The organism is Vibrio sp. Y29_XK_CS5 (assembly GCF_024181835.1).
GTDB lineage: Bacteria > Pseudomonadota > Gammaproteobacteria > Enterobacterales > Vibrionaceae > Vibrio > Vibrio harveyi.
This window is the reverse complement of record NZ_JAMZAM010000004.1, coordinates 348,758-374,146: the sequence shown is the minus strand read 5'-3', so window position 1 is coordinate 374,146 and position 25,389 is coordinate 348,758. Positions and strand designations below refer to the sequence as shown.

Annotated in this window: 25 protein-coding genes; 14 read left to right on the top strand and 11 right to left on the bottom strand. The window is 45.5% G+C overall.

Translation table 11 applies throughout. The features are described 5' to 3' along the window. Nucleotides 1-111: 111 nt before the first annotated feature. The 3 genes from NL647_RS17910 to NL647_RS17900 all read left to right on the top strand — a co-directional run bounded on the left by NL647_RS17910 (nt 112) and on the right by NL647_RS17900 (nt 2,653). Nucleotides 112-528 (top strand): lysozyme inhibitor LprI family protein, encoded by a 417-nt coding sequence (locus NL647_RS17910; protein ID WP_009697380.1) that lies wholly within the window; start codon nt 112-114, stop codon nt 526-528. Nucleotides 529-1,075: 547 nt separating this feature from the next. Then, a complete protein-coding gene (locus NL647_RS17905) occupies nt 1,076-1,519 on the top strand; it encodes an AAA family ATPase (protein ID WP_017818016.1) in 444 nt (147 codons plus the stop codon). Nucleotides 1,520-1,879: 360 nt separating this feature from the next. Continuing rightward, nucleotides 1,880-2,653 carry a nucleotidyltransferase domain-containing protein gene (locus NL647_RS17900; protein WP_253650488.1) on the top strand — a complete coding sequence of 258 codons (774 nt, stop codon included), beginning with the start codon at nt 1,880-1,882 and terminating at the stop codon, nt 2,651-2,653. Between the two features lie 89 nt (nt 2,654-2,742). Here the strand turns inward: NL647_RS17900 and NL647_RS17895 are convergent, their stop codons facing one another. From NL647_RS17895 to NL647_RS17885, 3 genes are all read right to left on the bottom strand, one after another. Beyond that, nucleotides 2,743-3,318, bottom strand: coding sequence for a nucleoside triphosphate pyrophosphohydrolase family protein (locus NL647_RS17895; RefSeq protein ID WP_005445519.1), 576 nt, complete (start codon nt 3,316-3,318; stop codon nt 2,743-2,745). A 108-nt stretch (nt 3,319-3,426) separates the two neighbouring features. After that, entirely contained in the window at nt 3,427-4,008 is a 582-nt protein-coding gene (locus NL647_RS17890) for a DUF1415 domain-containing protein (protein WP_009697385.1), read from the bottom strand. A gap of 82 nt (nt 4,009-4,090) precedes the next feature. Further along, complete coding sequence (locus NL647_RS17885) at nt 4,091-5,302, bottom strand: MFS transporter (protein WP_253650487.1); 1,212 nt, start codon at nt 5,300-5,302, stop codon at nt 4,091-4,093. A gap of 112 nt (nt 5,303-5,414) precedes the next feature. Between NL647_RS17885 and NL647_RS17880 the strand changes: the two genes are divergently transcribed. Then, nucleotides 5,415-6,284: a LysR family transcriptional regulator gene (locus NL647_RS17880; RefSeq protein ID WP_009697387.1), complete on the top strand. Its 870-nt coding sequence runs from the start codon at nt 5,415-5,417 to the stop codon at nt 6,282-6,284. A gap of 66 nt (nt 6,285-6,350) precedes the next feature. Here NL647_RS17880 and NL647_RS17875 read toward each other — a convergent pair whose 3' ends face one another. The 4 genes from NL647_RS17875 to NL647_RS17860 all read right to left on the bottom strand — a co-directional run bounded on the left by NL647_RS17875 (nt 6,351) and on the right by NL647_RS17860 (nt 10,115). Continuing rightward, nucleotides 6,351-7,370 (bottom strand): FUSC family protein, encoded by a 1,020-nt coding sequence (locus NL647_RS17875; protein ID WP_253650486.1) that lies wholly within the window; start codon nt 7,368-7,370, stop codon nt 6,351-6,353. A gap of 133 nt (nt 7,371-7,503) precedes the next feature. Then, on the bottom strand, nt 7,504-8,505 hold the full coding sequence (locus NL647_RS17870; protein WP_005445515.1) for a DUF2955 domain-containing protein: 1,002 nt from the start codon (nt 8,503-8,505) through the stop codon (nt 7,504-7,506). Continuing rightward, entirely contained in the window at nt 8,495-9,601 is a 1,107-nt protein-coding gene (locus NL647_RS17865; RefSeq protein ID WP_005445514.1) for an HlyD family secretion protein, read from the bottom strand. The genes NL647_RS17870 and NL647_RS17865 overlap by 11 nt, the downstream gene beginning before the upstream one ends. A 286-nt stretch (nt 9,602-9,887) precedes the next feature. Beyond that, nucleotides 9,888-10,115 (bottom strand): glutaredoxin family protein, encoded by a 228-nt coding sequence (locus NL647_RS17860; protein WP_005439862.1) that lies wholly within the window; start codon nt 10,113-10,115, stop codon nt 9,888-9,890. Nucleotides 10,116-10,387: 272 nt separating this feature from the next. On the opposite strand from NL647_RS17860, the gene NL647_RS17855 reads away from it, so the two are divergent. The 4 genes from NL647_RS17855 to NL647_RS17840 all read left to right on the top strand — a co-directional run bounded on the left by NL647_RS17855 (nt 10,388) and on the right by NL647_RS17840 (nt 14,012). Beyond that, nucleotides 10,388-10,858: a type II secretion system protein gene (locus NL647_RS17855; protein ID WP_005445513.1), complete on the top strand. Its 471-nt coding sequence runs from the start codon at nt 10,388-10,390 to the stop codon at nt 10,856-10,858. Nucleotides 10,859-11,017: 159 nt separating this feature from the next. Continuing rightward, nucleotides 11,018-11,533, top strand: coding sequence for a M48 family metallopeptidase (locus tag NL647_RS17850; RefSeq protein ID WP_253650485.1), 516 nt, complete (start codon nt 11,018-11,020; stop codon nt 11,531-11,533). Next, nucleotides 11,520-12,695 carry a 23S rRNA (adenine(1618)-N(6))-methyltransferase RlmF gene (gene rlmF / locus NL647_RS17845; RefSeq protein WP_253650484.1) on the top strand — a complete coding sequence of 392 codons (1,176 nt, stop codon included), beginning with the start codon at nt 11,520-11,522 and terminating at the stop codon, nt 12,693-12,695. The genes NL647_RS17850 and rlmF overlap by 14 nt, the downstream gene beginning before the upstream one ends. A 195-nt stretch (nt 12,696-12,890) precedes the next feature. Next, complete coding sequence (locus tag NL647_RS17840) at nt 12,891-14,012, top strand: GGDEF domain-containing protein (protein ID WP_017190301.1); 1,122 nt, start codon at nt 12,891-12,893, stop codon at nt 14,010-14,012. Nucleotides 14,013-14,123: 111 nt separating this feature from the next. On the opposite strand, the gene NL647_RS17835 is transcribed toward NL647_RS17840, so the two are convergent. From NL647_RS17835 to NL647_RS17820, 4 genes are all read right to left on the bottom strand, one after another. Then, entirely contained in the window at nt 14,124-14,891 is a 768-nt protein-coding gene (locus NL647_RS17835) for a hypothetical protein (RefSeq protein ID WP_009697395.1), read from the bottom strand. A 27-nt stretch (nt 14,892-14,918) separates the two neighbouring features. Further along, nucleotides 14,919-15,593, bottom strand: a complete 675-nt coding sequence (locus NL647_RS17830; RefSeq protein ID WP_005439897.1) for a GntR family transcriptional regulator — start codon at nt 15,591-15,593, stop codon at nt 14,919-14,921. Nucleotides 15,594-15,733: 140 nt separating this feature from the next. Then, entirely contained in the window at nt 15,734-17,266 is a 1,533-nt protein-coding gene (locus NL647_RS17825; RefSeq protein WP_253650483.1) for an aldehyde dehydrogenase (NADP(+)), read from the bottom strand. An 18-nt stretch (nt 17,267-17,284) separates the two neighbouring features. Next, nucleotides 17,285-18,286 (bottom strand): 4-hydroxyproline epimerase, encoded by a 1,002-nt coding sequence (locus NL647_RS17820; protein ID WP_047516976.1) that lies wholly within the window; start codon nt 18,284-18,286, stop codon nt 17,285-17,287. A 110-nt stretch (nt 18,287-18,396) separates the two neighbouring features. Here NL647_RS17820 and NL647_RS17815 point away from each other — a divergent pair, with 110 nt between their 5' ends. The 6 genes from NL647_RS17815 (at nt 18,397) to NL647_RS17790 (ending at nt 25,387) form a co-directional block, all read left to right on the top strand. Continuing rightward, nucleotides 18,397-19,653 carry an FAD-binding oxidoreductase gene (locus NL647_RS17815; RefSeq protein WP_253650482.1) on the top strand — a complete coding sequence of 419 codons (1,257 nt, stop codon included), beginning with the start codon at nt 18,397-18,399 and terminating at the stop codon, nt 19,651-19,653. Between the two features lie 121 nt (nt 19,654-19,774). After that, nucleotides 19,775-20,848 (top strand): polyamine ABC transporter substrate-binding protein, encoded by a 1,074-nt coding sequence (locus NL647_RS17810; RefSeq protein ID WP_253650481.1) that lies wholly within the window; start codon nt 19,775-19,777, stop codon nt 20,846-20,848. Between the two features lie 105 nt (nt 20,849-20,953). Next, nucleotides 20,954-21,925 (top strand): ornithine cyclodeaminase family protein, encoded by a 972-nt coding sequence (locus NL647_RS17805; protein WP_253650480.1) that lies wholly within the window; start codon nt 20,954-20,956, stop codon nt 21,923-21,925. A gap of 56 nt (nt 21,926-21,981) precedes the next feature. Then, nucleotides 21,982-22,896, top strand: a complete 915-nt coding sequence (locus tag NL647_RS17800) for a dihydrodipicolinate synthase family protein (protein WP_050924254.1) — start codon at nt 21,982-21,984, stop codon at nt 22,894-22,896. A gap of 74 nt (nt 22,897-22,970) precedes the next feature. Next, nucleotides 22,971-24,110, top strand: coding sequence for an ABC transporter ATP-binding protein (locus tag NL647_RS17795; protein ID WP_253650479.1), 1,140 nt, complete (start codon nt 22,971-22,973; stop codon nt 24,108-24,110). After that, a complete protein-coding gene (locus NL647_RS17790) occupies nt 24,107-25,387 on the top strand; it encodes an ABC transporter permease (protein WP_253650478.1) in 1,281 nt (426 codons plus the stop codon). Before NL647_RS17795 ends, NL647_RS17790 begins: the two co-directional genes overlap by 4 nt. Nucleotides 25,388-25,389: the final 2 nt, after the last annotated feature.

Genomic DNA, 25,389 nt, shown 5'->3' with positions numbered 1-25,389 from the left:
GGATCAGGATAAACAGGCAAGCACAATAACGAAACCTAAAAGAGGTTTATGCGAGCTTTGAAATGGCATAGAACAAAAAGAAAATTTACTTGCGTTGACTTGGAGAAAGGAATGAAAAAATACGTGATTGTGGCTCTAACGAGTTTGTCATCTATGGCATTTGCTCAAGAAGAAGCGATAGATTGTAATAACGCGGTCAGTACCCTAGAGATTAATCAGTGTGCAGCCATTGAGTTAGAGGCTGCTCAAAAGCAACTAAATAAGTATTTGGAAACGAGTTTCGAACATAATTCTTATGATCCTGAGCTGATTAAAGCGATTCAAGTTGCACAAAAAGATTGGCAAGCGTACGTGACGTCGCATTGTGATTCGGTATATACGCAGTGGCGTGAAGGGACAATTCGTGGCGTGATGGCTATTTCCTGCGAAACTCAATTAACTCAACAAAGAACTCACGAAATTTGGCAAAACTTCTTAACCTACATGGATAGTACGCCACCGGTTTTACCCGAACCAAATGTTGAGTAGTGTTACTTAAACGCGGATAGATTCATTTTTTAAAACGCGTCAACGTACTTAACCTCAACACGGCTTCTATCACGCTAAACGGTATAGCGGATGAGAGATACTGTTTAGCCCACTCAGGCAGTAAATGGGAAGTGTTTTATGCCAAAGAGGGCAAATGTGATTCAGAACCTGATCGTAGGGCATTTTGCGGGTAAATTTAGCTGTAAGTTTCTTCTCTTGTTGGAGAGCTAGCACTTCTTTTGAGGACCGATAGTATGTTCCAAAGTCTCCTTCTAACTGAGATCCTTAAATCTGAGCTGAAAAACAACAATTTAATTGTTGAAACAACGAGTTGGCCACCAAAATGCAATAAGCTCATTGTATTGCAATATCGGTTTTCCAAATCATATACTTTGGTCAATTATCGAGAATTGGAAGATGGCCATTATTGGTTCGCAGAGTACATTGATGGTGACGAATGTTTGGCATGTCGCTTTGATGTTCTTTAGCATCATTCTTTTGAATCATGTATTTCAAGCTTATGGCATTTAATAGAGAAGGAGTTCATTTGACGATTCCTACCTTGTACATTTTTTCTGGTCTTCCTGCGTCTGGTAAGTCGACGTTAGCAAAGCTATTAGCCGCAAGAGTTGGCGCGATGTATGTACGCGTCGATACTATAGAGCAAGGTCTACGTGATTTGTGTCATTTCAAGGTTGAAGGTGAGGGTTATCGGCTAAGTTACCGGATCATCCGAGATAACCTTGAACTTGGGTTGAGTTGTATCGCTGACTCTTGTAACCCCATAGAGCTTACACGGCATGAATGGCAGCAAGTGGCAACAAGCATGTCTGCTCACTTTGTTAACATAGAGATAAGTTGCTCGGATGAGAATGAGCATAAACAACGTGTTGATTCTCGTAAGAATGAAGTTGAGAACCTGCAGCTACCGAATTGGCAACAAGTATACCCAAGTGACTTCAAGATGCAGGATTCAGAGCGTTGTCATTGATTCGAGATCAAGGAAAACAACGCAGTGTAATAGTTAGCTCTTTCCAAGTTGTTTGACGCAGCAATCGGGTCAATGACACGCTCCCAAAGGGCGAGCTGTCTTGGCTTGTATACTTTGTTGACGATTCTTGATTTAGAATGACTAGATCTTTAAATCGCCGCCGCGTCTACAAACCAAGTCATTCTCGCTGAACCTAGCATCTCGAGGTTACTTGGGTATAAAAGCTCGTCACTACGAGGCTTGGAAGACGGAAGTCGTCAAGATTGATACGGCAGCAGACAGTATCGAAACGTCGTTTGCCAAATTGGTCGAAAAGCTTGGTATTTGAATTTAGCATTCCTTTTATGATGGAGATTCGACATGCACAAGCGAGATAATGGTCTCGATGCCCAGGGCTTTATCCGCAATGACTGTTCACCAGGAAATATTCAAATAGAGTTCCAACCAGTTGTTGAGGTCGTTGTTGGTGAGTTGATAACGCAACTTCCAAAACAAATAGATGGTATCTACTTGTACGGCAGCGTTCCCAGAGGCACAGCAATGCTGGGGCACTCAGATCTCGATGTTTCCGTAATACTGACCGCACCGGTGAGTCAAAATGAACTGGGCATATTCAACAAACTGTCTTCAAGCATCCCCAAAGCTTATCCGCAAATAAGCAAACTTGATATTGACCCAGGTGAGCGTCATCGTGTTCTAGACCCAAAAGAAAAATACCATTGGCAATTTTGGCTCAAACACTGTTGCTGCTGCATTTGGGGAAATGATTTATCAAAAGAGCTTGTGTCACATAAACCCAGCTTTGAAATCGCTGAAGCTCTCAATAGTGACCTCGCGGTTTTTTTGGAGCAAATGAGTGGTCGTTTTGCGCAAATGAGTGACAAAGCGGTAGCAAAAGTGATTGGTAAGAAGTTGATAAGAGCTGCCTACTATTTTGTCGCTGAGAAGGACGGCAGTTGGTACATCAACTTGCCTGAATGTGTCGAAGTAGCGAGAAAATACTACCCAAATCAACATCAAGATATTGATCTTGCTTACCAATGTGCAATAGGCAACATAGCGTCCAAAATAGATGCCATCGCACTTTATCAGCGGTTAAGTCAACACATCAATGCTAGGGCTTTACAAAGTTGATTGTTTATCAAGAACGCTCAGAATAAAAAGCGCCCACAATATCGAGTATTGTGGGCGCTGAATTTTATCTGTAGTGCCTAATCGGCGACTTACTGTGTAAGTGGCTTAAGGTCTGCAGGGCGGTAGTAAACCGATTTTAGAACCTTACCTTTACGTACCGTTTTGCCTTCAGATACAAAATCTTCTGCGCATTTCGCAATGATGTATTCGCCTTTTTGAACCGCCATCAGCTTGATGCCTTGTTCAGCGTAGAACGCTTCTGTTTCTGCGTATTCTTGCTCGTTACGGCACACTTTGCTCATGTTGCTTGAGTGTACTTCGTCCCAGCAAGGGATAAAGTCGATACCACGGTTCACCGCTACGTTAAGCAGTAGATCGATCAGATAGCTGATCGCTAGGTTATCTTCAACTTTGCTGTCACCAAGGTGTACTAGACGACCCATTAGAACGTAAACGCTGTCAATGATTGCGTCTGCTTGCTCTGTTTTGCAATCCGCTTCCGCTAATTCAGTAAGCTCTTCGATCGCAAGAGAAGTGTGTAGCGTATCTGCTTGAGCGTCTAGGCTTGCAACATCCGCCACTGGTAGGTCGAAAGTGCTACGGAACTCGGTGATGTCACGGTATAGGTGATCAAAAATCTCTTGGGTTAGCTTTGACAGTTGCATTCTAATGTCCATTGAATCGATTGAAGTCGCAATCATATCAAACCGAACTTTAATCCCCAAGCGATCCCATTCTAACTGGTTAGAAATCTGTCTCTTGGGGAGTGAGTCTTAGCGAAATAGGTAAGGGAAGAGCTTCTTACGTTCTTCCTCTGAAAGCGCTGAAACACGTGCGATATTGGTATCTGGAATGGACTCGGGATCAGGGTAGTGTTTGAGTACCTTTTCCATACTCTCTTCGCGGATCAAATGAAACACTGGGTATGGAGAGCGATTCGTCAGGTTTTCATCATCTTCTGGTTCTGCTCCACCAAAGCAGTAATCAGGATGGAAGGTGGCAACTTGGAAAATGCCTTCCCAATCTTGCTGTTTGATCAAGCCTTCAACCCAATCAATGAAGAAGTTGTAATCCCAGAAATCTTGCAGCATGTTTGGAACCACAACCAAGGTTGTCTCCAGTTTTTCCGGCTCGGTATTACTGAGTTCGATCAGTTGCAGCAAAATGTCTTCAAGTAGAGCTTCTTCTTGCGAGGCTTCACTAACGAAGATTTTGATTTGTTTATTGCGCTGTGGCTTAGCGGCGAACGGGCAGAGATTTAACCCGATCACGACATCATTGAGCCACTGATCGACTTGCTCTGTGATCGCATTGATATCGGTGTTGGGTGATTCTTGTGTTGAGCGCGTTGGCATACGACTTTCTTGCTTTTATGAATGTGGCGCAAGCATAGCAGACCAACACCACAACATAAAATCAATAGGGCTTAACGCCTTACTAAGCAGTTATATCTGCGTTATCGCCAGCGTCAATTCGCTCTGTAATGTGTTTTAAGAATGCGATAGCAGCGAACATGGCAATGTACAGTGTGCTACCGCCGATGAGTACACTCGACCAACCGCCGTTTTGCCAACAATAGAGCAATAGGAATCCACCTAAACTGCCGCCAATATAGTAATGCACGAGATACAATGCGGTCGCCGTCGCTTTTGCTTGTGTTGCGTTTTGTCCAACCCAACCGTAGGCGAGCGTGTGAGTGAAGAACGCACCGAAGCTGATCAATAACAAACCTGCCAACATTGTAGGTATGCTTTCAATTACTGCGATCCACATGCCAGCCATACTGACGATAGAGCCTAAAAACATGCCAAGTATCGGTGAAAAGCGTTTACTCCAATGTCCGGCACAACGGGAAGAAAACGTACCACCCAAATAGCAAACAAAGATGAGAGAAGCTAACCCGACAGGCACATTATGTGGTGCACTAACCAAGCGGAATCCCATTACCGAATAAAGATTAACGAACAAGGCAAAGTTCAAACCGCCAATTAGCATAGCGAACCACACACGTTGATTTTTGAAGTGTCCGATAATAGCTCGATTGTGATGCCTTAAACTGCTCGAAGAAGGGGTGAAGTTTTTCTGTTTTGGCAGCAAGTAATGCACGCTGACCACACCGATAAGGGTGAATAGCATCATGACTTCGATGGCGACATCGATGCTGAAGTTGTCTGCCAACAATCCTCCGCTGATACGTCCTGCGATTCCTCCCAATGAATTGGCTGCGATATAAGTACCGATCGCCATTGAAAATGCGTGTTTATCTAGCTCTTCCGCCATATAAGCAACGGCAACAGCTGCAAACGCGGCAAGCGCAACACCGATCAAAGCGCGACAAACCACTAAGAACAAAAACGAATCGCCAAGCAGCATTAATGCGGAGATAGCAGGGATCGAAAACAGACCAAACATCATTACAGGTTTGCGCCCAATCGATTCAGAGAGCACAGCCATCGGGACCAAGCTAAATGAGAGAGCCAGTGTGGTGGCGGCGAATAGCCAGTTGACCTGCGTTTCCGAGATCTGAAAGTGCGCCGCAAAGCTTGGCAGCATCGGCTGAAGGAGATATAGGTTCGAGAAAACCAAAAATGAGCCGAGTGCCAGAGATAGCGTAATGCGTTTGTATTCCGGAGTGCCGAAACTGACCATGAGTCCTGCCTAATGCGAGCGAGCAAATATAAAGAAACTGTGATCAATCTATCAGTTAGTTGTGGATTGAAAAAATATATTAAAAATATGGTTGGTATATATTTTTGATCTAATGGAATCGAAACAACTCAAACACTTTTTGGCGGTCGCGGAACATGGCAACATTACTCATGCAGCTAAGGCTTTGCACATTGCTCAGCCAGCGTTAAGTATTTCAATTAAGAAGTTCGAACAGTCTCTTGGCGTGACGCTGTTTCGCCGAGAAGAAAAGAAAATCAGCTTAACCAAAGAAGGGGAAACCCTGTTGGTTCACGCTAAGCGAGTAATTCAGCAGTTACACGATGCGCAGTTAGCGATTGATGAGCTCAAAGGTTTAGCCAAAGGTGAAGTGCGCCTTGGTACGCCTTCAATGATGGGCAGCTATTTTTTCCCTCGAATTGTCATGGCGTTTAAGAGCCAGTATCCAGATTTAAAGCTGACGCTGGTGGAGGCGGGTACTCAGTCTATCCGCCGAATGTTACTTAATGGACAGCTCGATATTGGCGTGATCAGCTGTGACGATGTACCAGAAGACTTAGAAACTGACCACCTGTTTACTAGCCAAATGGTTGCTGTAGTGGCTCCGGAACATGATTTAGCTCAGCGCAACGCCATCACATTTGATCAGTTTTTCGAGCATGATTTGGTGATGTTCCAACATGGCTACTTCCACCGAGAATTCTTAGACCACGTCAGCGAAGAGCATGGCTTTACAATGAAGTCCTCATTTGAAACCAACTTGTTGCCGCTCATTCTGAGTATCGTTAAACAAGAATTTGCTATTACCGCTCTCCTAGAACTGGTGACACAACATGAACAGGGTGTGGTGGGTATTCCATTTGAACCGAGCGTTAAGCTCGACCTTGCACTCGCGTGGCGAAAACAAGGCTATCTATCCATTGCCGACCGTACTTTTATTGACTTTGTGAAGCGGTATGTTTGATTTGCATCCAATTAAAACTAAACTGTTCAATGGAAAGCCTCCCTTTAATTGGGAGGCTTTTCTTTTTTATGCAGTTATCTCTTTCTCATTAAGTGGTATCAATACCCCAAGAGCCACCATGGCAGCGCCCCCGATTACGGTGAACAATACTCGCTGCGAAAAGATCAATTCTGCCATTTCCGGATTAAAAGGACCTACTGAGACAGTAAGAATAAGCAGCATGATACAAGCCGTGGCAATGGTGTAGTTGTGTTCGAGATACACAAGGATGCCGTAAAGCGAAGCGATGACCAAAACCCACATGGTTATTGTCATTGCTATGTCGGAGTTGAAAGAGCCCAATAGCAACCCCACAGGCAAATAAACTAATGCGCCAAGCAAGGTTCCGTTCAAACGTTGCCAAGCTTTCGGTGCTAAATCTTTGCTGAACGGGCTGTGGATCATCATAAATAGGTAAGCACCTAAAACGGCTCCTGTGCCACCCCATATACCTAACGACAGCACCAAGCCAATCCCTAGCGCCTTGCGGCTGGAGTACTTGAGATCAACACGACTAATTTTATGTGTGGTGCTCATCGAGCCGCTCTGGGCGTTGGTGTTTCTCCAAACCAACGTACTAGCAATGATCGCCACAGTGATGCCAAGCACAACCGATACTGAACGTTGAAGCATAAGTTCTGTGGCTGGGATATCTACCGGCATCATCATCGATAACAACATAAACGTCAGCGGCAGAATGTACTTTGGTACTCCTTGGTGGTGTTTATCGCGCTCTGTTATGACGAGTAAGAAGGCAAACAGCGCACTAGTAAAAGGCGCATAAGTGATAGGCACCATGGAAAGTGGTACCGCAACTAATGTCATGACCAAAGGATGAAGGCTGCCTAATAGCGTGTCCTTTGTTGTGCTGAATTTAAGATTGTACAGGTAGTGGATGATTCCTACTTCCACCGCAACAAAAGCTTCTCCGACATCATAAAAATACGCGCTGATGATAAGCAGCACGATAGAAAGCAAAAACATGCGGTTGCCTAGCACAAGGTAAGGCTTTGGCGGGATGAATTTTTGAGCGAGTGAATCGAGCATGGCGTATTTCCCATCCTTCAGTGAATAACAATATGGAAGGTATGAGATTACCAATTTGATGAAATATTCATTGCCAGTTTGCGACAATAGTGATGAAAGCTTGAGCAGCATAAAGTGCCCAAGCTTAATGCGACTACGCGGTCTTCTTGTCGCGAGATTCGAAGAAATAGGTCACAAATACCATGTAGGCAACGACCAACACTAACTGCCATATCCGAACGTAAAACTTATCGTCTAGCGCACCGCTGCTCATGGAGGTACCCATTAACACCATAAAGCCCGTAAATGCAGTGGCGTAGACTGGGGCTTTGGCGGGCTCGGTGTAAATCTTGGTCCCAAGTAACGTAATAACCACCAACATCACTAGCATGTAGATGTACATATTTGGCACCAGAGAAATGGTAACGAAAGCGGCGAAAGCGAGTAGTCCTCCTAACACATTACTGATAACAAAAAACAATGATGTTTTGCCCGCTTTGTCGCTGGTTGCCATCAGAGAAAGCAGCATGACAAACGCAACGGTGAGTAATATTTGTGACAGTTGGAAATAGAAATAAAAACAAACCAAGGGAAACGACATCATCCAAGCTCGAATCGCAGCATTCCAACGAACTTCTTGAGTTAGAGGGGAGGGAGGGAAGCCAGCAAATTCAGTCGCATCCTCTTCTGGGAAGTAAACATGCGACACCCCGTAAAGCGCTACGGCGACGATACCAGAAAACGCAAAACCGATGCCCACGTCTAACGCGGCTTGCTTGTCTATAATGGTAACCGATGGAATCAAGATCAGGGCAATCATCAAGAAAGTGGCAAACATTACCCATTTTGGATCGGTAAATAGGTAATAGCTCCACAACATGCCCAACGACAGTACGGCCAGAAAACCTATTTTGTACTCTGGCAAGCCGCTCGATACCAAAAAGCCAATGACCGCGGTGGAGATCAACGCATAGCCAAGTTGTTTGACATGCAGGATATGAAACTGGGGTTTATCGACGATGAATTTTGCCGTCAAAAGAGGCGTACAAAATGCCAAAGGCCAGTTAAACCATAGCGCGATAAAAGTAGCCAAACCTACGGTGACAACATAGCGCAGTATTCGACGTTCTTGTGCTTGAGTCAGACTATCTAACATAAGAGAACACGCTCACTAGATTGATCCAAATCTTACCCAGAAAGTTAAATAGAGCGTTGCTCTCTGTGTAGATCACCACATCTGCTTGTCCACCGATGCGCATGAAGTCAGCCGCATGTTTATCATCGAGCTTAATGGTCACGGGCATACGTTGTGTATCGCGCAGCCAACCATTTTGATTTTTCACGGTGGCTAAGGTGCCTGGCTGATTATTCGCGCCCCATGCAACCCCTAAATCTACTGAAGATACTGTGCCAGAGAAGGTTTGTCCGGGCGCATAATCGAGTGCAATTTCAACTTTATCTCCGGCGTTAATATTGCCCATGCTGTTTTCGCGGAAGAAGGCTTCAAGCCATAAGCCGTCGCTTTCAACAAACGTCATCAAGGGAGAACCTGCCGTGGCATAAGCACCTTGCGACAAATTAAAATTGGTCACAGCGCCATCAGAAGGTGCTCGCATTGTCGTGCGTGATAAGTTCAGTTGCGCTTGTTGCAGTTCTAGTAAAGCCGATTGGATCTGAGCGTTCTCTTCACCTGCCGCTCCCACCTGAGCTTTTGCTTTTTCTAGGTTCGCTTTGGCGTTAACGACATCGGCATTCGCTTTATCAATGGCTGCGCGAGTTGTATCTGCATCTGATTTTGAAACCACGCCTTTTTCTGCCATGGCTAAAACTCGTTGCCCTTGGCGTTTAGCATTTTCTTGTGCCACGAGCGCGGTGGTCAATTGAGCTTGTGCTGACATCACACCTGCCATTTGCGAGCCAACATTCTGTCCTGCGATCTTGAGCTTTGCTTCTGCTTGCTTGACCGCAATCTGGTGATCGGTGGTATTGATTTGCAGTAGCACATCGCCTTTTTTGACTTCGGTATTTGGTTTAATGCTGATGCTGTCAACTTGACCAGAGACTTGAGGGATCAATGAGACGACATTGCCTTCAACACGGACATTATCGGTTGTCGGAATGATGCGATCTGCCACTATCGCTGTACCAATGGACACCATAGTGAGTGCCAATAATGCATTGGTTGTGCGCTTGACCTTATTAACCGGTTGCTGCGTCTGGCTTACTTGGTTTTCTGCTGCTGTCTCTGACATATAAACACTCACTAATGATGAAGAAAGATGGTCAGAGTTCTCCATCGACGCAAGCTAGGCGCGAATTAAACTGAGACCAGTTCGTTTGAGCGTTAAAATACAATGTGTGAGGAAGTAAAAATTGCCATTATGCGACATTCGGAAATTTTGCAGAGTAGTGGTTTGAATAAGAGCGACAGACAAAGAAATAGGGCGGGCAGATAGAAAAAGAGCCTCTCTTTGGAGAAGCTCTTTTGGGGTAGAGATAACGTGACTAAGTGATCAAACAAATTGATTAATATGTCACTTAGTTGCTGTACATTTTTTCAAAGTTCTTTGGATTCCAGCCAATCATGACTCGATCGCCAATCTTCAGTACAGGTACAGAACGAGCCCCCAGTGCATCGAGCTCTTTGCGTCCGCGTTGCATTTTTGCATTGCACAAGCGGTAGTTAATATTTTTCGAATCAAGATAACGTTGAGCATCTTTGCAGTGCGGGCATTTGTCTTTGACGTAAAGAACGACACGTTTCATTCAATTTCTCTCCATTATCGTCGGGAGGCGAAGTTTAGCGAGGTTTCGCAACAAAGGAAAGCTTGTGGAACTACACCGCATTACAAATGCCTGCTATCTATCAAAGTAAGAGTAGCCACAACATCGAATTGATTTTAAAAAATAAGGTACGCACGCTGGTATAATTTAATAGTATAGAGCACACTAAAATAATTACAGAACGCTATTCATTTACAAACCAATAAAAAGGAAAGTTAGACAGGCAGGAAGCCGATATAACGACGGAGAAAAACATGAGAAATAAAGGCTTCACTTTAATTGAGATGGTTGTGGTTATTGTACTACTCGGTATTTTGGCGGTTACCGCAGCTCCGAGATTTTTAAACCTTCAAGATGATGCGCGAGATGCAACTCTGGAAGGTTACGCAGGTGCGTTGCTTGCTAGTATTGGGATTATTGCAGGCAAACATAAAATTGAGGGTGAACCCGATACCTTGATTGTTGACGGTACAGAACTATCATTCTTTACCACAGAAGATGGCAACACTCAGTCGTTTGAATACCCAACAGCGACAGATGTCGAGCAATGTATGGATATCTGGAACACTGCGGTTAATGGCATTAGAGCGAAAGGGGCTGATGCCAAAAAAGGTGAATTGAAGACGACTTTTGATCGTAATGAAGCCACTTGCTCTTATGCAGATTTACAACACGGCGCTGTGACATATAAATCCGGTACAGGGGATGTCCGCGTAGATAGCTAATAGCGACCTTCTAGGTTGGGTAGGGGCTTGAGGTGCTCCTATCCAGCAAATAACTCCTTTTTAAACTCTCCTCAAAGATTGGTTATAACCTAAGATGAAACTCTTGCTTATCTCAGGTATATTTAGCGCCTTTCTTTTGTCATAGCAGACTTAATACGCATGCATCCGTCACTTCGATACATTCAAGGTTATCCGCAGAACATTGTCGAGCAAGTCAGTTCACTCATCGACAGCGGTAAACTGGTGCCTTGGTTCGAAAAACGCTACCCAGATAGACACCAAATCAAAAGCGAAAAGGCACTCTACGAATACGCAATAGCGATCAAAAATCGCTACATGAAGAAAGCCGCGCCAATTAGCAAAGTGGTCTACGATAAGAAAATTCACGCTGTAAACAATGCGCTTGGTTTGCATAGCGTGATAAGTCGTAACCATGGTGGCAAGCTGAAATCGAAAAATGAGATTCGCATTGCGAACGTGTTTAAAGATGCACCTGAAGCGTTATTACGCATGCTGGTGGTACATGAGCTGGCACACATGCGTGAGAAAAACCACGACAAAGCCTTTTACCAACTGTGCTGTTATATGGAGCCTGAGTATCACCAACTCGAATTTGATGCTCGTCTGTTTATGATTTACCTCGATTTAAAAGCGAATTCGAATGAAGACCAATAATCACAACGCGAAACAAGCTCAGCCAAAAACGGCGAAGTCTAAGCCGAGCAGAGAAGTCACCAAGATCAAACCAAAGCGTGTGAAAAATAAACCAACAGCAAAAGCTGCGAGTGCGGCAAAAAGCACTGGTCTGAAAACTAACGCCGCGAACAAAAGCAGCGATGTGGAAGTGATCAAAACTGCCAAAAGTGGATTGCATGAACGTAATGCACATCGAGGTCGCTACGATTTCAAAAAGCTAATCACAGCAGAGCCTCAGCTCAAATCATTTGTGATAAAGAATCCGAAAGGGGAAGACTCAATCAACTTCTCTGATCCAAAAGCCGTCAAGATGCTCAATAAAGCATTGCTGGCGGCGCATTATGATATTGAATACTGGGATATTCCTGATACTTACTTGTGCCCGCCAATTCCTGGTCGCGCGGATTACGTTCATCGTGTAGCCGAGTTGCTTGATGGTGAAGTAAAAGGCAAATACGCCCACCATAAAGTGCGAGCGCTTGATGTCGGTGTTGGAGCAAACTGTATTTACCCGATTGTAGGTGTGACTCAGTATGGATGGCATTACACCGGTAGCGATGTTGATCCAAAATCGATTGGATCAGCACGAGCAATCACAGAGCGTAATGCCTCGTTAAACGGTAAGATCGAACTCGTACAACAAACCAGTGAGTCCAATATTTACCGCGGTATTATCCAGCCAAACGATCGCTACGATATTACGACTTGTAACCCGCCATTCCACCGTTCAGCTGAAGAAGCCGCAATGGGCAGTCAGCGTAAGCTGGATAATTTAAAAGCGAATCAGCGTAAGAAGGGTGTGAAGGTTCAAGCTAATCAAGCGAAAACGCCTCAAGTAAAAGCCAATAAACCCGCGCTTAACTTTGGTGGGCAAAATGCTGAGCTATGGTGTGAAGGTGGTGAAGCTGCTTTCATCCGTAAGATGGCGAACGAAAGCCAAGCATTCAGTGCACAAGTGCTCTGGTTTACCACGTTAATCTCAAAGAAAGACAATGTTCGTCCGATGCGCAAACAACTTGAAAAGTTGGGTGTAAAAGCGATCCGAATCGTGGAAATGAGCCAAGGACAAAAAGTCAGCCGTTTTATCGCTTGGTCCTACATGGACAAATCGCAGCGTAAAGCGTGGATTGAATTAAAGTAGTTACCCAGCAAAGCTGTTCAAATAATTAAAAAATAGCACCACTTTGTTGGTGCTATTTTTTAACAAGAAATTCATTAATTTAATAATTATAACAAGTTTATTTTCTCTTTATGTCAAATTATATGGTAGGGCTATCAAGTTAAAATAACATGGGGTACTATCCAGTAAAGAAATAATATTTATATATGCCCAGCGATGTCCGATAACGAACTGATCATCTTCCCTTGGAATCACAATTTTGAGACAGGGATGAAAAAGATTGATGAACAACATTACCATCTATTTTTATTGGTGAATAAATTAGCTAATACGTTGATTTATGATGACCAGATTGAAGTAGACGGCGTATTTAGTGAGTTAAAAGACTATGCTCAATATCACTTTTCATATGAAGAAAGTGTATGGAATGAATACTTTTCTGATGATATTTGGAATGATGAGCATAAGAAGAGCCATGCCTCTTTTGTTGATGAAGTCATAAAAATCCAAGCGGAGTCGAAAGATCTCAACTGGCAAGAATCTATTGAGCATATCCTACAGTTCTTAGTGCGTTGGCTCGTGTTCCATATTATTGGCGACGATAAAAAAATGAGCGTGGCAGTAAGAGAGTTAGAGTCGAGTGACTCTTTAGAGACGGCGAAAGTGAATGCTGTCGACACTTTGCAAGGTATCAATGGCTTGGTCGCCGATACTGTACTTAAAATGTATTTTGAGGTATCAAGTCAATCTATTGAATTAGTGAGAGAAAAGCATCGTCGCTTTGTTGCTGAGAAAGAATTGAGATGTCTCAATAAAAAGCTGCAAGAACTCGCTATTACTGATGAATTATCGGGTCTGTACAATCGCCGATACTTCAATATCATGACGCCAGATATTCTTAATAAAGCACAAGACACTAACCAACTCGTCAGCTTTGTATCCATTGATTTAGATTACTTTAAACAACTAAATGATCAGTTTGGTCATCTAAAAGGGGATGAAGCGATCACCAAAGTAGGCGCATTGTTGTCTGCTCACTTTAATGACCTCGATGACATCGTGTTTAGAATTGGTGGAGAAGAGTTTCTAGTTGTGATTGTAGGGTCTGAACATAAAACCTCAATCAACCGCGCAGAGGCGTTTAGAAAAGCCACAGCCGAGCTTTCTATTATTTGTGAAACCAGTGCTCAAAGTCACATATTAACCAGTTCAATTGGTGTGTTCACTCAGTGTCCAGAACCGAATTTGGATATTCGTTATTACTTAGATAAAGCAGACCAGTGCTTATATAAAGCAAAACTCAATGGTCGAAATATTGTCATCGCAGACGAGATATAAACGATATTAACTGCGGTGAATTAAAAGTAGCTAGTTGTCGATTTTAAATTCGATAATTAATATTAAATTGAAAATCAATATAAAATTGATTGAAATTCAATGATAATCATATTAGTTTTTTTTATTGGTGAGTTGCGCGACATATTTTAATAGGTCGCCGTCAATGTCAGGCAGTCCGTCAGAGAAGAAAATTTGTGCTCCTGGAGTACAACGCATTAATACGTTGGTGAGTTCACCATCATCATTAGAAGTATTGATCGCATTGAGCTTAACCAGCTTGTTGTAAACTTCTTCTTCTAGTTGTTGGCGCTGTGCGTTGGTCAAACGAATACGACCGACACAAATCCCCGGATTTACCTCGTGAGATAAGGATTCTTTTTGGAAGCGTTCACGAAATAATGAGTCGAGTTCAGAGCCTTCTTCCATCAAAAAGCGTCGCCCAGAACGGTAGAACAACCCATCACCAAAATCTTCAACATAACCTAGCATTTCCGCGATGCGCAGATAAAAACGCAGACTGGTTTCTGATAGCTGATAGGTTTTTGCAATATCCTTCGGAGCAAGGTTACGAGACGTCACCATATAGATAAAGTCGAGAAGGTAGGGGTGTTCAAGAAATAACGCGCTTTGCTCTTCAGTCAGCATTTGTTCGTTCTCATGCTGAAGCTGATTGGCGAGGTTGGCTAGTTCAATAAGATCGGTGTTTAAATAGTTGAGATAGACAAGGATTTTATCCAAGCCCAAAGAAGGATTATGAAGGTGGCGTTTGATGCTCGACAAGGGAATACCGCTTTTCTCCGACAAAGAGCTGTAGCACAGCCCCTCATCTTTGATTTTTTGTCGCAGCGCCGCTAATAGAAATTTAGGTCCGACATTCATTTCTTAACACCACCTTAGCTGCTGAGCTTATTTTGATGTGTTTTGTTGTTCCAACAACAAGTTACGAATGGCGGTACCAGCTTCCAAAATGTGTTTTTTCAGCAGATACTTAGCGCCGTCCACATCGCGGTTTTGACACATTTCGAACAAGGTCAAATGCTCTTGCTCTGCCTTTTGAATGCCCGTCGTGAACAGCAGTTGCATGCGAATGTAGCGGTCGCACTTAGTGTTGAGGCTGTAAATCACATCCATGGTTTCTGGCATGTTTGCTGGGGCATACAGCGCTTTATGGAATTCGTAGTTGTAGTTGCTCCATTCTTCTACTTCATCGCCGCTGTTGACTACCGCTTCAAAACGTTCACGGACTTCACGTGCGCGTTCGAGATCCTCGTCAGTCATGTTCTGAATCGCACGCTCTAAAATGTGGCATTCCACTACGGCGCGCAGTTCGAACAACTCGTCGATTTTATCTGGAGAGAGCTCGGTTACTGTTGCCCCTTTATGAGGCTCAAAGCTCACTAATCCTTGTGCTTCCAATTGCACTAACGCTTCACGAACGGGAATACGGCTAACATTAAACTCTTTTGCCAACGCGTCCTGACGTAAAGGTTGACCAGTTTTTAACTCGCCCTTAAGGATCTGAGTTCGAATCGCTTCCTCAACCAGTTGAGTGCGGGTCTTAAAAACAGGTTTTTGTGACATTGAAGTCTCCCGTCAAAAATAAATATTGTATCCAATTTCTTTAGTTTATTGTTTTTCTGGATTAAGCCAACTGCAAGCGAAGGTTTTGAGATGTGGCGTGAAATAAAAGGCACCAACTGGTGCCTTTTTGAGCCAATGACTTAACTGTGAGCTGCTTTGCCATCCATTGAGCGCGGGATCTCCAATGGATTCTCTGCTTTTAACGAATCGGGCAATAAGCTCTCTGGTAACGCTTGATAAGCCACCGGACGTAGCCAGCGGTGAATAGCTTCTGCACCAACGGAAGTCGAAGCCGAATTGGTTGACGCTGGATAAGGGCCGCCATGCACCATGGCATAACCGACTTCTACGCCTGTCGGCCAACCATTAAATACCAGTCGTCCGGCAATCTCTTCCAAACAAGGGATGAGCTGCGATACTTGTGGGTAATCTTCTTCCGTTGCATGAACTGTCGCGGTTAGCGATCCTGCCAGCGTTTCACTGAGCGAAAGCATATCAGCCACATCTTCACAAACGACGATCAACGATTGTGGACCAAAAATCTCTTCTTCCCACGCAGGATGTTTGCGCCAATTTTCACTGCTCGTGACAAAGAGAGCCGATGCAACACAAGGGGACTCCGCTTGAGAAAAAGTGACGTCAATTCCGTCGTCAGAACCTCGGCTGACGACCTGTGATTGGTAACTATCACGGATTCCGGGAGTAAGTAGAGTAGAAGGAGATTGCTGTCGAATAAGGGCTTGCGCGGTTTCAATAAACGCTTGTGTTTCCAGTGTGTTCAGCGCAAACACTACGCCAGGTTTCGTGCAAAATTGTCCACATCCCATGGTCATTGAAGCAACAAATTGCTCCGCTAAGTCGGCTTTGGCTCTCATTGCGGAAGGGAAAATAAATGTCGGGTTAATGGCACCAAGCTCGCCATAAAACGGGATTGGCTCAGGTCGCTGCTGCGCCAGGTTGAACAGGGCGCGTCCACCGCCAACCGATCCAGTAAAGCCCACCGCTTTTATTTCAGGATGGCTGACCAGAGCTTGTCCTAAAGCACGCTGATTTCCTTGCAGCAAGGTGAAAATCGCTTGTGGTAGCTGCTCTTGTTTCAGCGCTTGCTCGATACACTCTGCAACGATTTGGCTTGTACCTGGGTGCGCCGTATGACCTTTTACAATCACCGGGCAACCTGCCGCGAGAGCAGAAGCAGTATCTCCACCAGCAGCAGAGAAAGCCAACGGAAAGTTGGATGCACCAAATACCGCGACAGGACCAAGTGCAATTTGCTGGCAACGAATATCTGGCTTAGGTAGCGGGGCTCGAGTTGGGTCTGGCGTATCAAGAATGACTTTGTGATAACTGCCAGAATTGACTACGTCAGCGAATAAGCGAAGTTGATTAGCTGTACGAGCGATTTCTCCTGTCAGACGTGCTTCTGGAAGCGCCGTTTCTAAATGTGCTCGGGCGATAATGTCATCGCTTCTTTCTTCTAATTCACTGGCAATCGTGCGAAGCAGGCTAGCGCGCTTGCTGTTACTTAAGCGGCGAAAATCGCGCGAGACTTTTGCCGCTGCAGTAGCGGCTTGATTGACCTCAACTTCCGTATGAACAGGAAAAGCTAAAGGGAGCGCCTCACCGGTAAAGGCGTTGGTAGCGTAAAAAACGTTGTCGGTTTGCGGGTTCATTGTGATTCCTTACTGTCCTTATTTCACTTCAAATCCATACGCGTATGGGTCTTCGTCATCCACCCAGATGGTGTTGTGTCCATACACTTGCGCCCAACCTTCGATGCTAGGCAAAATAGCTGCTCGCCCGTTCACTTCAGTGACGCCTTCAATACGTCCGTTAAACAGGCTGCCGATAATACTTTCGTGGACAAAGTCCTCACCTTGTTTGAGTTTGCCTTTGGCATGCCACTGCGCCATACGGGCACTGGTGCCTGTGCCGCAAGGGGAGCGGTCAAGGGCTTTGTCGCCATAAAACACCGCGTTGCGAGCGGTTGCGTTTTCATGAGTAGGGCTACCTGTCCAAAGTACGTGAGAGACGCCACACACAGTAGGATCGTCTGGGTGCACACATTCCACCGCTTTTGAAACCGCCTCACGCACTCGGGGGGAGAGCATCAAAATCTCATCAGGTGAGTAGTGCTCAAGACCGGCATAGTTGGTTTGTGGGTCGACAATCACGTAGTAGTTGCCTCCATAAGAAACATCGACAGTGATTTCTCCCAGTCCTTCTACTTCAACGGTGACATCTTGGTGAGCAAGGTAAGCAGGAACGTTAAAGATCTTAACTGACGTGACCTTGTCACCTTTTGTTTGGTAATGCACTTCGATTTGTCCAGCAGGGACGTCAAGGATCAAACGACCTTCTTCCTTTGGTGTGATCAGCCGATTCTCAATTGCCGTGGTGACAGTACCTATCGTGCCGTGCCCACACATAGGTAAGCATCCGCTGGTTTCGATAAACAAAATCGAGGCATCAGCATTGTCACTACAAGGCGGTAAAACGACGGAACCTGACATCATGGAGTGACCACGAGGTTCAAACATCAATGCCTGACGAATCCAATCATAGTGTTCCAAGAAATATTGGCGCTTCTCACTCATGGTATTGCCCTTAAGCGGAGGAACACCGCCAGCCACTAAACGGACTGGATTGCCACAGGTGTGGGCATCGATACAGAAAAAGGTTCCTTGTCTCATTTTTCGCTCCTTGCTGAAAAAATGGGTTGAATCGAACGGGCTTAATGTTATCGTGATGTAAAATATATTGTATACAATCTGCTTTTTCAAATGTGACTTGGAGCATATTCATGTTGGTCAAGGAAGAAACTGGAAATCAAAATATAGCGATAGTAGGCGCGGGGATCATCGGCTTGGCAATTGGCTTAAAATTGCAGCAACAAGGGCATCAAGTGACGCTATTCGACCCGAATGGCGTGGGAAATGGTTGCTCGAAAGGGAACGCAGGACACATTGCCACTGAGCAAGTTTTTCCTCTCGCAACACCGGGTCTTATTCCTCAGTTACCTAAGATGCTATTGAACCCAAAAAGTCCGGTTTCTATCCGATGGCAAGATCTCCCTTCCACTATGGGTTGGATGCTTCGATTCTTATCAAAAGCCAAACCATCGTCGACAGAGCCTTCGACCAACGCCATCAAAAGTCTCAATTCAAGAGCAGTGAAAAGCTGGCAACAGCTGCTCGATTCCATCGAGAAAAAAGACCTGATCAAAATGGATGGCTCGTTATTGACCTTTGAAAGCGAGCGGTTGTTCGAACGTTATCAAAGTACGCTAGAAGAGCTAGAAAAACACGATGTGAAGTATCAAGTTTGGACGCAGAAAACCATCCGTGAACAACTTCCCGAGATCAGTCGCCAAATTCGTCATGGTGTGTTTTTTCCTGAGACGGGACATACGATAGACCCTTATTCCATCTGCGTTGAGCTCTATGATGCCTTTGAGAAGCAGGGGGGAACCATTGTTAATAAAACGATTGATGCTCTAAGTAAATCGGGGCAAGTGTCGGTGGAATCAAGTCAATATTTATTCGACCGTATCATCGTTGCTGCCGGGGTACATTCCAAGCCTTTAGTGGAGCAATTAACTGGTATCGCTGTGCCTATTCAAGCAGAGCGAGGGTATCACTTAATGATGGATGATAAACGGCAAGCGCTGCCGTTTCCGATCAGCTCTGCCGACCGAAAATTCATCATGACGCCGATGGCGAGTGGGCTGCGTTTAGCGGGAACCGTGGAGTATGCACACGTAGAATCTCCCCCGAATATGAAGCGTGCAGAGATGCTGTATCAGCAAGGCGATGCGATGTTCGAAAGTGGATTAAACCCACTCAAGCAACAAGAAAAGTGGATGGGAAATCGACCATCAACAGTGGATTCGTTACCTGTGATTGACAAGATTTGTGAAGGAAAAGTGCTGCTAGCATTTGGGCATCAGCATCTTGGATTAACCCAAGCTGCAATCACCGCCGATCTCATTTTGGAGCTTGTTGAAGGTAAAAGCCCATCGGTTGATCTTTCACCATTTACGCTCAAGCGATTCGCTTAAAAAATTTTAAGATTAAATATTGTATAAAATATATTTAATGCTAATGTTAACAAAAAATTAACAATAAGGTGTCCAGCAGTCGTATCCGGATACCTCCAGAAAACGACCAAAGGAGTAAAACATGTCACGAATGACGAAAGCACCACTGGCGATGTTGATTTCAGGAATGCTGTTGGGGACCTCTGCATACGCAGAAGAGAAATTAACGATTGTGTCTTGGGGCGGTGCGTTTACCAAGAGCCAAGTTGAGGCGTACCACAAACCTTTTATCAAAAAGACGGGCGTTGAGATTGTCTCAGAAGACTTCAGTGGTGGTTTAGCCGAAATCAAAGCGCAAGTAGAAGCTAATAACGTGCGCTGGGATCTGGTATCACTAGACAAGCCAGACATTGTACGCGGCTGTGCAGAAGGGCTGTTGGAGCCTGTTAATCCAAGTATTTTGCCGCCGGGTGCGGATGGCACGCCAGCAGAACAAGACTTCATTGAAGGAGCGATTCACGAATGCGCTATCAACTCGATTGTGGTTTCGACAGTGCTTGCCGTCAATGAAGAGGCATTCAAAGGTAAAGCCGCACCAAGCAAGTTGACCGACCTTTTTGATTTGAGCACCTTTCCTGGTCGACGTGCGCTGCAAAAGCAACCTCAAGGCAACTTAGAGTGGGCGCTGTTGGCGGATGGCGTGAAGCCTGAAGAGGTTTATGCCTTGCTAGAGACCGAACAAGGGCGTGAGCGAGCATTTGCCAAGCTCGATACCATCAAATCACAAGTGTTGTGGTGGACCACAGGTGCTCAGCCACCACAAATGCTCGCAGACAAAGAAGTGGTAATAGCCTCGGCGTTTAACGGTCGTATCCATAATGCCAGACAAGATGAAGGGCAGCCATTTCGCATTATTTGGGATCACCAAATGGGATACATGAACGGCTGGGCGATTCCAAAAGGCAGTGCGCACACCAAGCTAGCGCTCGATTTCATCGCTTTTTCGTCGGGTACCAAGCCTTTAGCTGAACAAGCAAAATACGTTGCCTATGGTCCGACCCGCAAGTCGTCATCGGCGCAAGTAAGTCCTGAGATTTTGGCAAACCTGCCTACCGCACCGCAGAACTTTAAAACAGCCTTTTTGATTGATGACGAGTGGTGGTCGGATTATGCCGATGAACTGAATGAAGAATTCAACACTTGGCTGCTTAATTAGGCGTTAATCAAACGCTAACTCAGTTGAGTGTTACCTCTGAAGGGGCGGGCTTGATAACCAAAAGTTCCGCCTCTGACGTTCCCCTTTAGTTGCTTTGGAGAAACCATGAACGTTATCGATGCGCAGCAAGTTGCCAAGTGTTTGAGCATGAAGTCATTGATTGAAACCATGCGAGAAACTTATGCCCAGCCTGCCGCTATTCCCCAACGAAGAGTGATGCCTTTGGAAGAAGGTAAGTATGAAGCATTTGCTTTGCTGCCCGCATGGAACCAAGACTTAATCGCGGTCAAAGCTTTTACCTATTTTCCGCAAAACCCATCGGATGGCAAAGATACGCTGGCTTCCAAAATCTTGGTGTTTAATAGAGAAGACGGTCAACCCGTTGCATTGGTCGATGGAAAAGTGCTGACCTTCTGGCGAACAGCAGCGGCGTCTGCGTTAGCTGCGGATTACCTAGCGCGTGAAAACGCTTCTCGGTTGCTGATATGCGGAACTGGCAATCTGGCACCATATTTTGCGTGGGCGTATGCCACAGTTCGACCGCTTAAACAGGTTTATGTTTGGGGGCGCAACTTGGACAAAGCGATGACTACCGTCGATCGCATTGTCTCTTCGCCAGAGTATCAATCCTTGCCAATCGAACGTCAGTTTGCGGTGTCGGTGGTTGAGAGCGTCGATGAGACTCTTGAACACGTTGATATTATTAGTTGTGTGACCGCTTCCGCTACACCACTGTTTGATGGTGCAAAGGTTCTACCCGGTACGCATATCGACTTAGTGGGCAATCACGATTCGGATAAACGAGAGTGTGACTCGACAGTTGTGCAGCGCGCACAGGTGTATGTCGATAGCCGCATTAATGTGTTAGCGGAAGCGGGGGATTTACTGATCCCAATCCAAGAGGGCGTGTTTAACGCCGAGCAGATTAAAGGAGAGTTGCCACAGCTTTGCGCCAAAGAAGTGAGAGGGCGTCAGAGTGATGAGGCGATCACCTTATACAAATCGGTGGGCAGTGCCTTAGCCGATTTAGCCGCTGTACAAGCGGTATTGAAAGAAAGCGGCATCAGCCTAGTTTGAGCATTTTCGCTCGTCTTTTAAAATTGCATACAATATACATATAGGGAAGAAAATTCATGAAAGTAGAATGGAAAGGTGTCTATCCAGCGGTCAGTACTCAGTTTCGTCACGATCAGTCGATTGACTTAGATGCAACACAAACCGTTATCGATAACCAAATTAAAGATGGCGTCAACGGCATTATCTGTTTGGGTACGGTAGGAGAAAACTGCGCCTTGTATCCAGAAGAAAAACGTCAGGTATTGCAGGCAGCACAAGAAGTGGTCAATGGTCGTGTACCTTTGATTGCAGGTACGGCAGAGTCCATCACTACTGCTGCGGTTGACTATATGCAAGACGCACAAAAAATCGGTATTGATGGCTGTATGGTGATGCCTGCAATGGTGTACCGCACGTCAGAAAGCGAGACCTTTGATTACTACCGCACGTTGGCGCAAGCTACGCCAGAAATGCCAATCATGATTTACAACAACCCAGTTTCTTACGGGGTGGATGTCAATCTCGACATCATGGCGAAGTTGGCTGAATTTGAAAGCATTGTGGCGGTGAAAGAGTCCACCACGGATACGCGCCGCATTACAGAGCTCTACAACCAATTTGACGATCGCTTTACCGTGTTCAGCGGCGTAGATGACATTGCGCTTGAATCACTAATGCTTGGTGCTACTGGCTGGATCTCTGGCTTAACTAATGCGTTCCCTGAGGAGTCGGTGGCGATTTACAAGTTGGCAAGTCAAGGTCGTTACGCAGAAGCGTTAGAGATTTACCGCTGGTTCCTACCATTGCTGCGTTTAGACACCATCCCAACTTTGGTTCAGTGCATCAAGCTAGCGGAGCAAGTGTGTGGACGCGGCTCTGAGCAAGTTCGTGCCCCTCGTCAAATCTTGCAAGGCGCAGAGCGTGAACAGGTGATTCAATTGGTTGAGCATGCGCTTGCTACTCGTCTAGATCTAACTAAATACAATCTATAACCAAGCTGTTTAGCAGGGCGTTAACTGACGCTCTGCTTATTCTTGATGTTCAAAAAAGTGAGAGGAGGGAAGCCATGAATTCGGCGAACAAGGACTATGTCAGCTTTCAACACGTTAAGAAAACCTACGATGGCACCAACTTGGTTGTAAAAGATTTTAACTTAGATATTGCCCCCGGTGAGTTTGTCACCATGCTTGGACCTTCCGGGTCGGGCAAAACCACGTGCTTAATGATGCTGGCAGGGTTTGAAACTGCCACTGGCGGCGAAATTTATATTGATGGCGTGCCGGTGAATAACCTTGCTCCGCATAAGCGAGACATCGGCATGGTATTTCAAAACTATGCGCTCTTTCCCCATATGACCATTGCTGAAAACCTTGCCTTCCCGTTGAAGGTTCGCAAGCTCGACAGTGAAACCATCGAGAGCAAAGTGCAAAGCGCATTAGACATGGTGGAGCTAGGGCACGTTGCTAGTCGTTATCCCAAGCAATTATCCGGAGGTCAACAGCAGCGCGTTGCACTCGCAAGAGCCTTAGTGTTCGAGCCAAAACTTGTGTTGATGGATGAGCCGTTGGGTGCGTTGGATAAGCAGCTTCGCGAGCAGATGCAGATGGAAATAAAGCATCTTCACGAAAAGCTCGGCATCACCATTTTGTACGTGACGCACGATCAAGATGAAGCGCTGACGATGTCTGATCGCATTGCGGTATTTAACCATGGCGAAGTGCAGCAATTGGCGCCGCCAACTGAGTTGTACGAATCGCCAAGCAATGCGTTTGTGGCGCAGTTTATCGGTGAGAACAACCAACTTACCGGTATTGTAAACACGTTAGATGATGCTCGCTGCCAAGTGCAGGTCGGGAAAGCGGCATTCAATGCGAAACCTGTAAGAGTCAAAGAGCGAGGGCAGAGCACCACGCTTTCGATTCGACCGGAAAAAATCATCCTTCAGTCTGATGGCGATCAGTGTGATAACCAAGTTTCCGGTATCTTGCGTGAGCTCATTTACCATGGTGACCATTATCGCTTAGTGGTTGACGTTGAGACGGTGGGTAAACTCGTCGTCAAAGTGCCAAATGACAATCGCACCCATCTCTCACTTACTCCGGGCGCACAATGCCGCATCGGCTGGCAAAGTGAAGATTGTCACGCCCTTGATTGCTCACAGCCTCAATCTCAAGCGCAAACGGAATGCAATGAGGAGGCAGCATGAGTCGAGAGTTAACCTCGTTGGACTCGGTATTGGAAATCGAGCGCCAAGTTCATGAACAAGAACACGATCTCAAAGCTCAGCTGCAAAAAGCAGAACGGAGAAAAACCATTCGTTCGATCATGCTTACTGTGCCCTTGGTGTGCTTCATTTTGCTCACCTTTGCATTTCCCATCTTAGAAATGCTGTATCGCAGTGTCGACAACCGAGCCATACCACAAGCATTACCAGACACTATTCAAGCGCTGGAAAGCTGGGACTATCGAGGTCAGCCGCACCCAGAAGTGATCACTGCGTTTTCTAATGAGCTATTGGCTTTGTATCAAAGCAAAACGCTGCCAAAAATCGCCAATCGCATGAATATTGAAGTTTCCGGAATGCGCAGCTTAATGATGAAAACCGGAAGAAAGTTATCTCGCCTTGAGTCATTGCCAACATCGATTACAGAGTTGTCTAAGCTAGATAAGCGCTGGGCAGAAACTAAGTATTGGGCGGCGTTTAAGAACCTCAGTGGTGCCATTACATTGAGCCACTATTTAGCGGCATTAGACATGCAAGTGAATGAGTTTGGTGAAATTGAAGCGCAACCAGAAAAACGCCAGATCTACGTCGACCTTTTCTTTAAAACCTTTTGGATGTCGGTCTTAATCACGCTCATTTGCTTGGTAATGGCATACCCCGTAGCGTACTTGTTAGCAAACTTACCAGACAAGCGCGCAAACCTATTGTTGATCGTTGTTCTTCTACCATTTTGGACTTCGCTACTTGTTCGAACTACGTCTTGGATTGTGTTGTTGCAAAACCAAGGTGTGATTAACGACTTACTGATTTGGTCTGGCTTGACGTCGGAACGGATTCAAATGATTCACAATACATTTGGCACCGTGGTATCGATGGTCCACATCCTTTTGCCGTTTATGATTTTACCGCTCTACAGCGTGATGAAGGGCATTAGTCCGACTTACTTTCGTGCGGCTCGTTCACTCGGTGCCACGCCTTTGGTGGCGTTTTCCAAAGTTTATATGCCGTTGACGCTACCCGGTATTGGCGCAGGCGCACTTTTGACCTTCATTCTTTCCATCGGTTTTTACATCACACCGGCATTGGTTGGCGGACGAAGCGGACAGATGATTTCCAACATGATTGCTTATCACATGCAAACATCGTTGAACTGGGGCATGGCGGGGGCTTTAGGCGGTCTGTTGTTGTTTGTGGTGTTAGCGCTGTTTTATGTGTTCAACCGCGTCGTGGGCATTAATAATATCAAGGTAGGAGGGTAATC

Coding starts and splice junctions, on each gene's coding strand:
- NL647_RS17800 (WP_050924254.1), top strand. CDS start 21,982: ATGAAAGTAGAATGGAAAGGTGTCTATCCAGCGGTCAGTACTCAGTTT.
- NL647_RS17865 (WP_005445514.1), bottom strand. CDS start 9,601: ATGTCAGAGACAGCAGCAGAAAACCAAGTAAGCCAGACGCAGCAACCG.
- NL647_RS17885 (WP_253650487.1), bottom strand. CDS start 5,302: ATGGTCAGTTTCGGCACTCCGGAATACAAACGCATTACGCTATCTCTG.
- NL647_RS17870 (WP_005445515.1), bottom strand. CDS start 8,505: ATGTTAGATAGTCTGACTCAAGCACAAGAACGTCGAATACTGCGCTAT.
- NL647_RS17810 (WP_253650481.1), top strand. CDS start 19,775: ATGTCACGAATGACGAAAGCACCACTGGCGATGTTGATTTCAGGAATG.
- NL647_RS17890 (WP_009697385.1), bottom strand. CDS start 4,008: ATGCCAACGCGCTCAACACAAGAATCACCCAACACCGATATCAATGCG.
- NL647_RS17805 (WP_253650480.1), top strand. CDS start 20,954: ATGAACGTTATCGATGCGCAGCAAGTTGCCAAGTGTTTGAGCATGAAG.
- NL647_RS17840 (WP_017190301.1), top strand. CDS start 12,891: ATGTCCGATAACGAACTGATCATCTTCCCTTGGAATCACAATTTTGAG.
- NL647_RS17860 (WP_005439862.1), bottom strand. CDS start 10,115: ATGAAACGTGTCGTTCTTTACGTCAAAGACAAATGCCCGCACTGCAAA.
- NL647_RS17795 (WP_253650479.1), top strand. CDS start 22,971: ATGAATTCGGCGAACAAGGACTATGTCAGCTTTCAACACGTTAAGAAA.
- NL647_RS17835 (WP_009697395.1), bottom strand. CDS start 14,891: ATGAATGTCGGACCTAAATTTCTATTAGCGGCGCTGCGACAAAAAATC.
- NL647_RS17900 (WP_253650488.1), top strand. CDS start 1,880: ATGCACAAGCGAGATAATGGTCTCGATGCCCAGGGCTTTATCCGCAAT.
- NL647_RS17875 (WP_253650486.1), bottom strand. CDS start 7,370: ATGCTCGATTCACTCGCTCAAAAATTCATCCCGCCAAAGCCTTACCTT.
- NL647_RS17820 (WP_047516976.1), bottom strand. CDS start 18,286: ATGAGACAAGGAACCTTTTTCTGTATCGATGCCCACACCTGTGGCAAT.
- NL647_RS17830 (WP_005439897.1), bottom strand. CDS start 15,593: ATGTCACAAAAACCTGTTTTTAAGACCCGCACTCAACTGGTTGAGGAA.
- NL647_RS17815 (WP_253650482.1), top strand. CDS start 18,397: ATGTTGGTCAAGGAAGAAACTGGAAATCAAAATATAGCGATAGTAGGC.
- NL647_RS17855 (WP_005445513.1), top strand. CDS start 10,388: ATGAGAAATAAAGGCTTCACTTTAATTGAGATGGTTGTGGTTATTGTA.
- NL647_RS17790 (WP_253650478.1), top strand. CDS start 24,107: ATGAGTCGAGAGTTAACCTCGTTGGACTCGGTATTGGAAATCGAGCGC.
- NL647_RS17895 (WP_005445519.1), bottom strand. CDS start 3,318: ATGCAACTGTCAAAGCTAACCCAAGAGATTTTTGATCACCTATACCGT.
- NL647_RS17825 (WP_253650483.1), bottom strand. CDS start 17,266: ATGAACCCGCAAACCGACAACGTTTTTTACGCTACCAACGCCTTTACC.
- NL647_RS17850 (WP_253650485.1), top strand. CDS start 11,018: ATGCATCCGTCACTTCGATACATTCAAGGTTATCCGCAGAACATTGTC.
- NL647_RS17910 (WP_009697380.1), top strand. CDS start 112: ATGAAAAAATACGTGATTGTGGCTCTAACGAGTTTGTCATCTATGGCA.
- rlmF (WP_253650484.1), top strand. CDS start 11,520: ATGAAGACCAATAATCACAACGCGAAACAAGCTCAGCCAAAAACGGCG.
- NL647_RS17880 (WP_009697387.1), top strand. CDS start 5,415: ATGGAATCGAAACAACTCAAACACTTTTTGGCGGTCGCGGAACATGGC.